We start from the raw sequence: 13,118 nt of genomic DNA, 5'->3' as shown, positions 1-13,118 counted from the left end.
CTTTACAATATTGACCGAGAGCCAAATTGGTATTACTGTCCGCGAACTGTCACGAACTCGGGATAGGCATCTACGCCACAATCATGTTGATCCATACCGCTTAGCTCTTCTTCTTCGCCAACGCGGATCCCCATGCTCGCTTTCAATACACTCCAGACAATATAAGAAGCAATGAAAACAAAACCTAAAATAGTGATAAGTCCCACAGCCTGACCTTGGAAAGTAGCGTCTGAGTTTGAAAATGGCACCATCATCACACCCAGCGCACCGCATATACCGTGAACAGAGATAGCACCGACAGGGTCATCAATTTTTGCCTTATCTAACGCAACGATACTAAACACCACCAATGCACCACCTATGGCACCGAGGATAAGCGCTAATACAGGTGTTGGAGAGGCAGGCTCTGCGGTAATGGTCACCAGACCTGCTAGTGCACCATTAAGCACCATAGTTAAATCCGCCTTGCCCCACATTAATTTACACACCAACAGTGCAGCCACCGCACCTGCAGCCGCCGCCGCGTTGGTATTTAGCATGATTTGGCTGACCGCGATGGCATTTTCTTTGTCGGCAAGGAACAGTTGAGATCCGCCGTTAAAGCCAAACCACCCCATCCACAAAATAAAGGTGCCTAGTGTAGCCAGTGGCATGTTGGAGCCTGGAATTGGGTAAATCTCACCATTTTTGCCATATTTTCCTTTGCGCGCACCAAGTAACAAAACACCCGCTAGTGCCGCAGCAGCACCGGCACCATGCACAATGGCAGAGCCGGCAAAGTCAACAAAGCCAAGCTCAGATAAGAAACCACCGCCCCACGTCCAATAGCCTTCTAATGGGTAGATAAAACCAGTTAACACCACACAAAATGCTAAAAACGCCCACAACTTCATACGCTCAGCAACAGCGCCCGAGACAATTGACATGGCCGTTGCAACAAATACTACTTGGAAGAAAAAGTCGGATTGCAGTGCATGGTCGGCATCCTTAGCAGCACTGCCAATGAGCGCACCAAGACTTGGTAAAACCCCACCTTCGGCATTATCGACATACATGATGTTGTAACCAATAAGCAAATACATAGTACAAGCAATAGCGTACAGTGCGACGTTCTTGGTAAGGATTTCAGTGGTATTTTTTGAGCGTACTAATCCCGCTTCAAGCATAGCGAATCCGGCTGCCATCCACATAACTAAGACGCCAGAGATCAAAAAGTAAAAGGTATTTAATGAAAATTTTAGTTCTATTATTGTATTTTCCATTGCCTGGCTCCCCTTAAATGGCTTCTTCATCAAGTTCGCCGGTACGGATCCGAACAACTTGGTCTAAGTCGTAAACAAAGATTTTTCCATCACCAATTTTTCCAGTGAACGCAGCTTTTGTAACCGTTTCCACAACACGCTCGGCGTTTTCGCTTAACGTCGCAATTTCTATTTTTATTTTTGGAATGAAATCGACTTGATATTCTGCACCGCGATACAGTTCGGTATGACCGCGCTGACGTCCAAACCCTTTAACGTCAACAACCGTCATACCTTCAATCCCCAGATCGGCTAACGCTTCACGTACCTCATCAAGCTTAAATGGTTTTATTATTGCACTTATCATTTTCATGCTGAGTCCCCTTAGGACAGTTGATCCTGTTGTATGCAGTAATCCAACCTTTGTGCCAAATTTTTTATTCCTTAATTAACAATGAATTAAAGTAGGAGATAGAATTTCACGCATAAAAAATGCACCATCTAGGTGCATTGATATAAAGACTGAACTGAGTTGGTGCATAAACACCCAAATAACGAAAAGCTAATGCGCGATAACGCAATTTCGTTGTTTGTCCTTCGCTTTATAGAGCGCTTTATCAGCTTTGCGCATTACTTCGCTTAGACTCTTTGATTGGCAAGCCGCGAGGCCAATACTGATGGTGCAATAATGCTTACCCTCAGGAATTTTGAATGCTTGCTGCGCAAGGCGTTCTCTAAAGTCTTCTAGCATGTGCTTTGCCATCTTCATATCTGAGCTTGGAATAAGCAAAGCAAACTCTTCCCCACCAATACGTGCGACAATGTAGTGACCAAATGCACTACGCAGTAAATCAGCAACTTGTTTAAGTACATCATCACCGCTTTCATGACCATATTGATCATTAATAGATTTAAAATGATCGAGGTCTAACAATGCCAATATATGCTGACTCGGTTTGTTCTTGATTAAACGCTCTGCTTGCTGACAGAAATAACGGCGATTATAAAGTCCTGTTAAATAGTCACGATGCGCATATTCTTTGATTTCTGCAATCAAATTGAGCTGCTCCATCGTCTGCATGATGCGGCAATGAAACTCTTCACTCATAAAAGGTTTTGCCAAAAAGTCATTGGCGCCGTATTTGATAAACTTTGCTGACAAACCATGACTTCCAGCGCCAGACAGACCAATAATCGCCAACTCATCTCGTCCGCGACTATTACGAACGGATTTCACCAACTCAAAGCCATCCATCGTCGGCATCGCAAAGTCTGTCAGCAGCAGTTTAATTTCATGGTCAGATAGCAACATCTCCAATGCCTGTTCGCCATCTTGCGCCTCAAGCACTGTAAATAATTGCTTTTCAAGCATTTGCTTCATTACCGCTCGACTGATCACAGAATCATCGGCGATCAGCGCCTTGCAACCTTGGTTTCTCAACAGTCTAGATGCTAACTTGACCGCGTATAGGTATGAATCACGGTTGTCTTTAATCACATAATCCACCACGCCCATTTCAAGCATTTGCTGGCGGCTATATTCATCTATTTTTGAGGTCAGCACCACAGTGGGAATTTTGTGGCTGAGCGTAAGCTGCACGACCTCTGCGTCCATCGCATCGGGCAGCGTTAAATCTACCAGCGCCAATGTATATTGGTGCTGTGCTAAGAAGTCCTTACTTTCCTTGAGGGACCAAGCAAAATCGATTTCGACATCTAGATGCTGAGCAGCAAGGTGTCGCAATACCTGTTGTACGACTTTACTGTCTTCAACAATTAAAATTCTTTGCATGGATTGAGATCTCTTAAGTACAACGAGAAGCGCAGTGAAACAAGAATTTAACGGGGCTAAATACTTTATTACTACATAATAAAGTACTAAATATACGCGAATCTTGCACTAAAAAAAACCAAATCGGCTCAAATTCGTTACTTTTCGATAAACGAGGTTACAACAGCCTATTTTTCAAACCTGCCGTTTTTTTTGTTGAGTTTGTCTCAATGGCTTTGAATTTCAGATGAAATACTTCTTTAATGCAGACATACCGACTGCAATACCGAGGAAGCAATGAAAAAACTACTACCACTATTGCTCGTGAGTTGTGCCCTACTCTCAGCGCCAAGCATAGCTGAAGAGCACAACCGCGCAATTGAGATAGATCATAAAATAACAACTGAGCATAGAGCCGAAATAAAAGGTGAACGTATTAACTACACCGCGACAACAGGCACACAGCCGGTGTGGAATGAAAACGGCGACGCAGTTGCAACGTTGCATTACACCTACTACAAGCGCACAAAAATCAAAGATATGAGCAAACGTCCGCTGTTGATTTCATTTAACGGTGGTCCGGGCTCTGCTTCCGTGTGGATGCACATTGCCTATACTGGCCCAAGAGTATTAAAAATTGATGACGAAGGATATCCACTGCAACCTTACGGCTTGAAAGATAACCCATATTCAGTGCTAGATGTTGCCGATATTGTTTATGTAAACCCAGTCAACACAGGTTATTCTCGCGTACTCAAAAATGCTGAAGGTAAATATCCTAGTAAAGCCGAACAAACAAAGATGTTTTTTGGCGTCAACGCGGACGTGAAGTACTTAGCCGAATGGCTCAATACATTTATTCATCGCAATGAGCGTATGCTTTCCCCTAAGTACCTGATTGGTGAGAGCTACGGCACGACTCGAGTGTCAGGTCTTGCGCACGCGATGCAAAACAACCAGTGGCTTTACCTCAATGGCGTGGTGTTGGTATCTCCTACGGAAATCGGCATTAAACGAGAAGGTCCGGTTGAAGTGGCAAACCGTTTACCGTATTACGCTGCCGCCGCTTGGTACCACAAAGCGTTGTCTTCTGAATTGCAAAATAAAGATTTACTCGAAGTACTTGCAGAGGTTGAACAATATACGGTTGATCAGTATCTTCCCGCACTCGCCAAAGGCGCATTTATCAGTGTCCAAGAAAAGCAAAGTGTGACACAGGCCGTTGCTAAATATAGTGGCTTAAGCGAGCGCTTTGTAGCTCAAAACAACCTAGATATTCCTACTGCGGCATTTTGGAAAGAGCTATTGCGTGAGCGTGGCTATACGCTTGGTCGGTTGGACTCACGCTATCTTGGTATTGATAAAAGAGACGCAGGTTCTCGCCCTGATTATTGGCCTGAGCTGACCTCTTGGTTGCACTCATTTACGCCAGCGATTAATCATTACTTCGCAACGGAGCTCAACTATAAAACCGATGTAAAATATAATATGTTTGGTTCAGTTTACCCTTGGGATAACAGCGATAATAATGTCGGTGAGCAATTACGATTAGCAATGGCACAAAACCCTTACCTAAACGTGATGATCCAATCTGGCTATTACGATGGCGCAACGAATTACTTTGATGCCAAGTACAATATGTGGCAACTCGATCCGAGCGGAAAAATGCGTGATCGCTTAAGCTTTAAAGGTTACCGCTCCGGACACATGATGTACCTGCGTCATGAAGATTTACAAAAGTCGAACGAAGATCTCCGCGAATTTATCTTAAAAACAACCCCCAAAGCGGATCAGTCAGCACTTTACTAAATTTCCGACCCATTGTGGCCGCGCAAGCGGTCACTTATCTTAATGCTCACCAGATTGTAAAAATTTCCTTTTATCCTTCTACAGTTACCTATAATCTAGATATACTCAATACTATCTCTCTACAACTTAGGCACGCACCATGAACGAGCAGTTTAAAGTCGTCTTCGTTGGCATGGCCGACGGTAAGGATCAACAAAGCGCCGCTATCGCAATGGCAGACAGGTTGAAAACCTCACCTTCAAAGATCCAGCAATTTTACGCTGGCAAAAACTTGTTTGCTCCTGCAGATAAAGCCAAAGCGCTAAAACAGGTAAAATTACTTGCAAGCGCGGGGATCAATGCCAAGCTGCAAAGCCAAACAGCCGCGACCCCTACCAACGCAGATCAAGAGCGCGTATTTGAAGCGCTGGATTACATCACAAGCAGTCTAATACGCATCGAAGAGCGATTAGAGGAGCTCGAGCAACGCGTAGCACCAACTCCCCATACTAAAATAGAAGATACAACAGACGAAGAATGGGAGACGAAGGAGCTATTTGATGAACTGGACTTTGAGCCTAGCCCTCCGGCTAAATCTAAGACTTGGCTATATTATCTGCTCGCTGTATTAATTATTTTATTTATTCTGCTTGGTGTAAGTTTGTTTTTCCCTGAGTGGCTCGCGTTAGAATGAATAAAACTAATAACAACATAAATAAATCTCAAGTTACTCGTGCTAATTTGAGAAAAACGATTAGAAATGCAAGAAACTCGCTATCAGCAGAGCAACAGAAAACAGCTGCGGCGCATCTCAATATTAATTTTTTTCAACAAATAAACCTCCCAGAAAATGCCAATGTAGGGGTCTATATTCAAAACGATGGCGAACTAGATACATCCCTTTTAATTCAATCGCTTTGGGACAAAAAACACCAGGTTTTCTTACCCGTAATCCACCCCTTCAATCCTGCAAATTTACTCTTCCAGAAGTATGAAAAAAACTCACCCATGAAGGCAAATCGCTATGCTATCTTGGAACCTAAGTTAGATTGTTCAGCTGTGGCACCGCTTGCATCATTGGATTTACTGTTGATGCCTCTGGTTGCTTTTGATGAGCAAGGTAATCGCCTCGGTATGGGCGGTGGGTACTACGATAGAACATTAGCGTTACACTACGCTGAGCAGCGAGCTAAACCAGCACTTGTTGGCCTTGCTCATGATTGCCAGCAAGTTCCAAGCTTACCAACAGCAGCTTGGGATGTACCGCTCCCAACTATCCTCACTCCAACCCAACTATACACTTGGCCAAAAAATAATTGAGCAGGCAAACAGTTAAGCGCATTTTGAGGCGCTTTTGACCATGACGCTGACACTTTGATTGAGTTATACTCCATACAACTTCAATGACAACTAAGTGTAGCGTTATGACTCAAGATGAAATGAAAAAAGCCGCAGCATGGGCAGCTTTGAACTATGTAGAAGAAAACACCATTGTTGGGGTTGGCACAGGCTCGACGGTAAACCACTTTATTGATGCGCTTGGCAGTATCAAGGATCAAATCAAAGGGGCAGTATCAAGCTCTGAAGCTTCAACAGAGAAGCTAAAAGCACTTGGTATTGAAGTTTTCGAGTTAAACGATGTGTCAGAGCTTGCGGTATATGTTGATGGCGCAGATGAAATCAACAGCACCAACGAAATGATAAAAGGCGGTGGCGCAGCACTGACGCGCGAGAAAATCGTTGCAGCCGTTGCCAAGAAATTTGTTTGTATCGTTGATAATACAAAGCATGTTGAGACGCTAGGCGCATTTCCACTACCAGTTGAAGTGATCCCAATGGCGCGTAGTTACGTGGCAAGAGAGTTACTAAAATTAGGTGGCGATCCAGTTTACCGCCAAGGCGTTATCACTGATAACGGCAATGTCATTCTTGATGTGCATGGCCTAGAAATTAGCGCAGCAAAAGCGCTTGAAGAAAAAATTAACCAGATTGTTGGCGTCGTGACTAATGGCTTATTTGCCATGCGTGGCGCTGACGTTGTAATAACAGGCACTCCAGAAGGGCCTAAAATCAACTAGTGAGATTACAGATGAGCAAGGTTTCGTTATCAAAGGATAAAATTCGAATTTTGTTGTTAGAAGGCGTGCATCAAAGCGCCGTTGAGACGCTAAAGCGCAACGGTTATAGCAACATAGACTACGTTAAAACATCCTTACCGGAGCCTGAGCTGATCGAGCGGATCAAAGACGCTCACTTTGTCGGGATCCGCTCGCGTACCCACCTTACGGAAGCAGTATTAGACCAAGCTGAAAAGCTGGTCGCTGTTGGCTGTTTCTGCATCGGCACCAACCAAGTGGATTTGGATGCCGCTAAAAAACGTGGTATCGCCGTATTCAACGCGCCATTTTCTAACACTCGCTCTGTGGCTGAACTTGTACTGGGTGAAATTCTCTTGTTACTGCGCCGTGTTCCTGAGCGCAACGCAAAGGCGCATCGCGGTGAGTGGGATAAATCTGCCGACGGTTCATACGAAGCTCGTGGTAAAACGCTAGGTATTATTGGTTATGGTCACATTGGCACCCAGCTTGGCATTATGGCTGAGAATATCGGGATGAACGTCGAGTTTTATGACATCGAAGATAAGCTCACGCTCGGCAACGCAACGCAGTTACACACGCTTACGCAATTGTTACAAAGAGCGGACGTGGTCAGTTTGCATGTACCGGAGACATCACAGACCAAAAACCTTATCGGCATGGCTGAAATTGAAGTGATGAAGCAAGGCGCAATCCTAATTAACGCATCACGTGGAACGGTTGTTGATATCGACGCCTTAGCTGAAGCATTGGCGGCCAAGAAGCTTTCCGGCGCTGCTATTGATGTATTCCCCGTTGAGCCAAAATCTAATCATGAAGAATTCGTCTCACCACTACGCGAGTTTGACAATGTGCTGCTAACACCACACGTCGGTGGTTCTACCCAAGAAGCACAAGAAAATATCGGTGTGGAAGTCGCGGGTAAGTTGGCGAAATATTCAGATAATGGTTCAACAGTCACGGCTGTTAACTTCCCTGAGGTTTCTCTACCTGAATTATCAAACCGAAGTCGTTTATTACACGTACACGTAAACCGCCCAGGCGTACTAACGCAAATCAACCAAGCGTTCGCTCAGCACGGTATCAATATTGCGGCGCAATACCTACAAACGGATGAATCTATTGGTTACGTGGTTATCGACGTCGATAGCGACCACTCTGAAGTGGCGTTGAAAGAGTTAAGTGCAGTTGAAGGAACTATTAGAGCACGTATTCTTCACTAAGAATAATCACACATAAAAAAACCAGTCACTGTGAAGCGACTGGTTTTTTTGTATCAATCTGGCTTACGCCATGAAATCAACACCTTCTTTGATGTCTTTTTCAAGTGTCGCTAGCATGTCGTCTTTTGCTTTTTGCTCAAACGCGCTTAGCTCACCGTAAGGAAGTAACTTCTCTACACCGTTTTTACCAAGGATAACTGGCTGTGCAAAGAATGTTGCATCGCCTGTGTTACCTTCAACGTATGCGTACTCAAGTACTTCTTCACCTTGTAGACCTTTCACTAGCGAGAAGCAGAAACGTGCTGCTGCTGCACCCATTGAAAGTGTAGCTGAACCGCCACCCGCTTTAGCTTCAACCACTTCAGTACCCGCGTTTTGGATACGAGTCGTTAGTGCAGCAACTTCTTCATCAGTGAACTCAACACCTTCAACTTGAGAAAGTAGAGGTAGAATTGTAGTACCTGAGTGACCACCAATTACTGGGATCTTAACTTCAGCAACGTCTAGACCTTTAAGCTCTGCGATGAAGGTTTCAGCGCGGATAACGTCAAGCGTTGTTACACCGAATACGCGAGCTGGATCATAAGTACCTGCTTTTTTGAACACTTCAGCAACGATTGGTACCGTGCCATTTACTGGGTTTGTGATGATACCAACAAGTGCTTTAGGGCAGCTTCTAACGATACCTTCAGCAAGTGTCTTGATGATACCTGCGTTAACGTTGAATAGGTCAGCACGGTCCATACCAGGCTTACGAGGCATACCAGCTGGGATAAGCACTACGTCAGCACCAGCAAGAGCTGGGTCTAGGTCGTCTTTACCATAACCCGCTACTTTTACCGCAGTTGGGATGTGAGATAAGTCAACTGCAACACCAGGTACAACAGGTGCAACGTCATAAAGCGCTAACTCAGAGCCAGCTGGAAGACCATTTTTAAGCAATAAAGATAGAGCTTGACCGATACCGCCAGCGGCACCTAATACAGCAACTTTCATTTGAATTCTCCATAATTTGAAGGTGGAATTGAGTGTGCAGTAAAGATAATGAAAAGCGCTGTTAAACACAAATTAATCACGGTTATTTTCGAGATTTTTTGACTAATGTCTTAAATAAAAGTGTAAAGATCGCGACACTTTGTACACTTATGCTTTACGACTGCCATTTTGATCGCGCAAATTTGGGAATCTCGGCGGTTTTGTGTAGAATTTAAAGATTAGCCGTAAAAGAAGACAGACTATGCAGCCGCAAGAAAAACAAGAAGCACTGATCAAAGCATTTAAAGCCATTTTAAAAGAAGAAAACTTTGGCTCTCAAGGTGAAATTGTTGATGCTCTAAAACAACAAGGGTTTGACAACGTCAGTCAGAGCAAAGTGTCGCGCATGCTGAGCAAGTTTGGTGCTGTGCGTACCCGCAATGCCAAGCAAGAAATGGTTTACTGCTTACCCGCTGAAATGAGCGTGCCAACAGCAAAAAGCCCTTTGCGTCAGTTAGTCGTTGATATTATGCACAACGAAATGATGATTATTATTCGAACCAGTCCCGGTGCTGCACAGTTAATTGCGAGGCTACTTGACTCATTAGGTACCGCAGATGGCGTATTAGGTACCATCGCTGGCGATGACACGATTTTTATTGCCCCTGCCAAAGTATCTGAAATCGACGTTACTTTAGATAAAGTAAAAACCCTGTTCGATAACGTTTAGTCTATTATTTTTATCGGTGCTAACTCACAGGTTAGCACATACTCTGATACTCTAGCTTCTACGAACACGCTTCCCCACTATCACGATAAACAGAATAAATTGCTTATCTTTACAGCAAAAAACGTTTGACATAATATGTCTAATTGTGGCAACTTTAGAAACGCATGTGAGGTTTTCTCACTACGCATGGATGGTTTTTAAGCTGATTGATTAGCTTCTCGGATTTGTTTCCTACAGTGTCTCCGTCTTACCGGACACGAACGCTATTCGCTTCACTCAATCATCTCACATTCTATGATGCGGAACTCACCGCTTGATAAACACAAAGACACCTTGCGGCGCTGAGTGGACAATTCACTGACTTAACCGCTTAAAAGGAAATACAAGGAACTAGGATCAGCAATGGAATTTTTAAATACTGCATTTACGTTTCCCACTGTTATTTTTTCAACACTATTACTGATAGTGCTGTTGTTCTGGTTAATTGCTTTACTCGGTTTTGCTGATATCGATATCTTAGAAGGCGATGTTGATATTGAAGCCGAAGGCGCAAGCTCTGGTTCTTTTTGGGAAGTCGCTTTTGGCGGCGTCCCTGTGAGTATTTCATTGAGTTTAATCATCGCGCTGGGCTGGATTATCAGTATTTATGTGCAACAGTTTTTTGCTTACCTACTAGGCAATGGCATTTTTTACTACCTGATGGGCACGGTATTTATGCTTGCCAGCCTCATTGCAGCATTACCACTCACAGCCGTCATTGTAAGGCCATTACGACGCTTTTTCGAAAGCCAAGAAACCACTTCTAAGCAAGCGCTGGTTGGGCTCGAATGCGTTATTGCAACATCAAGGGTTAGCAACACGTTCGGTCAAGCCAGAGTATTTATTCAAGGAACGGAGCAACTTATCGAAGTGCGCTCGGATGAAGATAACACTTTCACACTAGGAGACAGTGCTTTACTTATCGAACATGACACCCTTACACATAGCTACACGATTGTGGCTAAACCTTGGTAATAGTACGAAAAATAACGGAATTTAGGAACGAGTTGGCATAGCTAATACCAACTCAAACAACATAGCGCAACGCAGGAAAAAACATGGAATTTCTAAACAACCTCGGACCGGTGCTCGCAATCGTGGGCATATCCATCGTCATTATTTTTGCCATTCTACTTCTGATTGGAAAGTTCTACCGCAAGGTTGAACAAGGTCAGGCATTGATCATTAACAAGATGAAAAACGAGCCAGATGTCACGACAACGGGCGGCATTGTGCTACCTGTGATCCATAAAATGGAAGTCATGGATATTTCAACTAACCGCATGGTATTGGAGCGTCGTGAAAATAGCGGCCTGATCTGTAAAGACAATATCCGTGCTGACATCGCCATCACTTTTTACATTCGCGTAAACGAAAACAAAGAAGACATCCTACGCGTTGCAAAACAAGTTGGCTGCGCCCGCGCATCGGCACCAGAAACCTTGCAAGCATTATTTGAGGCAAAATTCTCCGAAGCCTTGAAAACCGTTGGTAAGCGCATGAATTTTGAGGAACTATTTACACATCGTAATGAGTTCCGAGATTCTATTAAAGAAGTGATTGGACAAGATTTATCTGGCTATACGTTAGAAGATGTGGCAATTGACTATCTTGAACAAACTTCAATCGACAAGTTAGATCCAAATAACATTCTTGACGCTGAAGGTATTCGCCGTATTACCGAAAAGACCTCACGCCAAAACGTGGAAACTAACCAGCTTAAATGTGATGAAAAAGCGCAAATCGACAACCAAAACCAAGCAGCCTTTGAAAAAGCCGCAGAAGTCGAGCGTCAACGAGAAGATGCCAGCGCGAGACAACGCCGTGAAATCGAGTCGGTGCGCGCCCGCGAAGCCGCAGAAGCTGAACGTGTTAAGCATGAAGAGCGCTTAAAAGCCGAAGAAGCACGCCTCAAAGCGGACGAAGCGATCGCAATTGCAGAGCACAATAAACAGCGTGAAATCGATGTTGCAGAGCAAAACCGCCTTCGCTTACTCGGCATCGAAGAAGAAAAAGTCACGCGTTCTCGCCAGATTGAAATTATTGAGCGCGAACGCGAAACCGAAATTTTACGTATCCAAAAAGCCAAAGCACTGGAAGTCGAGCAAAAAGAAATCGCCGATGTCCAACGCGAACGGGTTGCCGTTGAGAAAACCGTTGCCGAGGAACAAGAGCGCATCAAAGACGTGCAATGTATTGCTGAAGCCGAGCGTGAAAAACAAGCAAAAATTATTCTTGCTCAAGCTGAGGCCGAAGAAGCGTTGGTTAAAGATATTGAAGCGGCTAAAGCTAAAGAGCAAGCTGCCGAATTTAAAGCCCGTGAAATGGAAAAAATGGCCGCAGCAGAACTACGTATTGCGAACCAAACCGCAGAGTCGAAGAAAATTCTTGCCGAGGCTGCCCAAGTTGAAGCGGCAGCACCTGGTCTTGCAGAAGCAGATATCATCAAGGCAAAAGCCGCTGCTAGTGCGATACAAGGCGAAACAGACGCTAAAGTGCTACAGCAAAAACTAGAAGCCGAAGCACAAGGTAAACGTGATATTGGCCGCGCCGAAGCCGAAGTACAAGCAGCAATGGCAGAGGCAACCAAGAAGCAAAGTGAAGCCGAAGCGCAAGGCAAACGTGAAATTGGTTTGGCAGAAGCTGAGGTTCAATCAGCAATGGCTGAGGCAATTGAAAAACAAGGTGAAGCAGAAGCTATCAACCTTGAACGTAAGATGTCAGCAGAAGCCAAAGGTCTTACAGAGAAGCTAGAAGCACTGAATAAGATGGATAAAGACGCCCGTGAATACGAAGGCTTCACGCTACAGTTAAACCAACAAAAAGAGCTGACGCTTGCGAGTATCGAGGCGAACAAGCAGGTTTCTGCGAGTCAGGCTGAAGTATTAGGTAAAGCACTGAGCGGTGCTGATATCAACTTTATGGGCGGCGACGGCCAGTTCTTTAACCAGTTTATGAATGCCATCACAGTGGGCAAGTCAATTGACGGCTTAGTCGGCGAAAGTAAGACGGTACAAACCGTATTTAAAGATCACCTAAACGGTGAACGTAATTTGATGGACGACCTAAAAGGGGTGTTGGCTGGTGCTAATGCGTCGTCAGAAACGCTAAAAAACATCAACATGAGTAAGTTCTTCCAACAGCTAAGCAATAGCTCAGATGCGGACAAACAGCAGCTACTCAAGTTACTTGGCGGCTCGTTAAATGGCAGTAAACAAAGCGAACCTCTAGAGTAATTAACCCTGAGGAGTCAAT

General features: G+C 44.4%; 12 protein-coding genes. 8 read left to right on the top strand and 4 right to left on the bottom strand.

The window, feature by feature from the left end; all coding sequences use genetic code 11:
- Window positions 1-32: 32 nt before the first annotated feature.
- The 3 genes from EXT48_RS02980 to EXT48_RS02970 all read right to left on the bottom strand — a co-directional run bounded on the left by EXT48_RS02980 (window position 33) and on the right by EXT48_RS02970 (window position 3,033).
- Window positions 33-1,262, bottom strand: coding sequence for an ammonium transporter (locus EXT48_RS02980; RefSeq protein ID WP_045987693.1), 1,230 nt, complete (start codon window positions 1,260-1,262; stop codon window positions 33-35).
- A gap of 13 nt (window positions 1,263-1,275) precedes the next feature.
- On the bottom strand, window positions 1,276-1,614 hold the full coding sequence (locus EXT48_RS02975; protein WP_010372259.1) for a P-II family nitrogen regulator: 339 nt from the start codon (window positions 1,612-1,614) through the stop codon (window positions 1,276-1,278).
- Window positions 1,615-1,803: 189 nt separating this feature from the next.
- Window positions 1,804-3,033, bottom strand: coding sequence for a diguanylate cyclase (locus EXT48_RS02970; protein ID WP_010372263.1), 1,230 nt, complete (start codon window positions 3,031-3,033; stop codon window positions 1,804-1,806).
- Window positions 3,034-3,309: 276 nt separating this feature from the next.
- Between EXT48_RS02970 and EXT48_RS02965 the strand changes: the two genes are divergently transcribed.
- The 5 genes from EXT48_RS02965 (at window position 3,310) to serA (ending at window position 8,119) form a co-directional block, all read left to right on the top strand.
- Window positions 3,310-4,821: a S10 family peptidase gene (locus EXT48_RS02965; protein ID WP_130163538.1), complete on the top strand. Its 1,512-nt coding sequence runs from the start codon at window positions 3,310-3,312 to the stop codon at window positions 4,819-4,821.
- Window positions 4,822-4,960: 139 nt separating this feature from the next.
- Window positions 4,961-5,494: a hypothetical protein gene (locus EXT48_RS02960; RefSeq protein WP_045987695.1), complete on the top strand. Its 534-nt coding sequence runs from the start codon at window positions 4,961-4,963 to the stop codon at window positions 5,492-5,494.
- Complete coding sequence (locus EXT48_RS02955) at window positions 5,491-6,120, top strand: 5-formyltetrahydrofolate cyclo-ligase (protein WP_069023020.1); 630 nt, start codon at window positions 5,491-5,493, stop codon at window positions 6,118-6,120. The genes EXT48_RS02960 and EXT48_RS02955 overlap by 4 nt, the downstream gene beginning before the upstream one ends.
- Window positions 6,121-6,224: 104 nt before the next feature.
- Window positions 6,225-6,878, top strand: coding sequence for a ribose-5-phosphate isomerase RpiA (rpiA, locus tag EXT48_RS02950; RefSeq protein WP_130163537.1), 654 nt, complete (start codon window positions 6,225-6,227; stop codon window positions 6,876-6,878).
- Window positions 6,879-6,889: 11 nt separating this feature from the next.
- Window positions 6,890-8,119 (top strand): phosphoglycerate dehydrogenase, encoded by a 1,230-nt coding sequence (gene serA / locus EXT48_RS02945; protein ID WP_130163536.1) that lies wholly within the window; start codon window positions 6,890-6,892, stop codon window positions 8,117-8,119.
- 63 nt (window positions 8,120-8,182) lie between these two features.
- Here serA and mdh read toward each other — a convergent pair whose 3' ends face one another.
- Window positions 8,183-9,115 carry a malate dehydrogenase gene (gene mdh, locus EXT48_RS02940; RefSeq protein WP_010372282.1) on the bottom strand — a complete coding sequence of 311 codons (933 nt, stop codon included), beginning with the start codon at window positions 9,113-9,115 and terminating at the stop codon, window positions 8,183-8,185.
- 241 nt (window positions 9,116-9,356) lie between these two features.
- Here mdh and argR point away from each other — a divergent pair, with 241 nt between their 5' ends.
- From argR to EXT48_RS02925, 3 genes are all read left to right on the top strand, one after another.
- On the top strand, window positions 9,357-9,824 hold the full coding sequence (gene argR, locus EXT48_RS02935) for a transcriptional regulator ArgR (RefSeq protein WP_010372285.1): 468 nt from the start codon (window positions 9,357-9,359) through the stop codon (window positions 9,822-9,824).
- 402 nt (window positions 9,825-10,226) lie between these two features.
- Entirely contained in the window at window positions 10,227-10,838 is a 612-nt protein-coding gene (locus EXT48_RS02930; protein WP_039493778.1) for an OB-fold-containig protein, read from the top strand.
- Between the two features lie 83 nt (window positions 10,839-10,921).
- Entirely contained in the window at window positions 10,922-13,099 is a 2,178-nt protein-coding gene (locus EXT48_RS02925) for an SPFH domain-containing protein (RefSeq protein ID WP_017216416.1), read from the top strand.
- The last annotated feature ends 19 nt before the right edge of the window (window positions 13,100-13,118 follow it).

Source organism: Pseudoalteromonas sp. CO348 (assembly GCF_004208845.1).
Lineage (GTDB): Bacteria > Pseudomonadota > Gammaproteobacteria > Enterobacterales > Alteromonadaceae > Pseudoalteromonas > Pseudoalteromonas maricaloris.
Note: the sequence above shows the minus strand (reverse complement) of the source record. Positions and strands in the feature narration are given on the sequence as shown.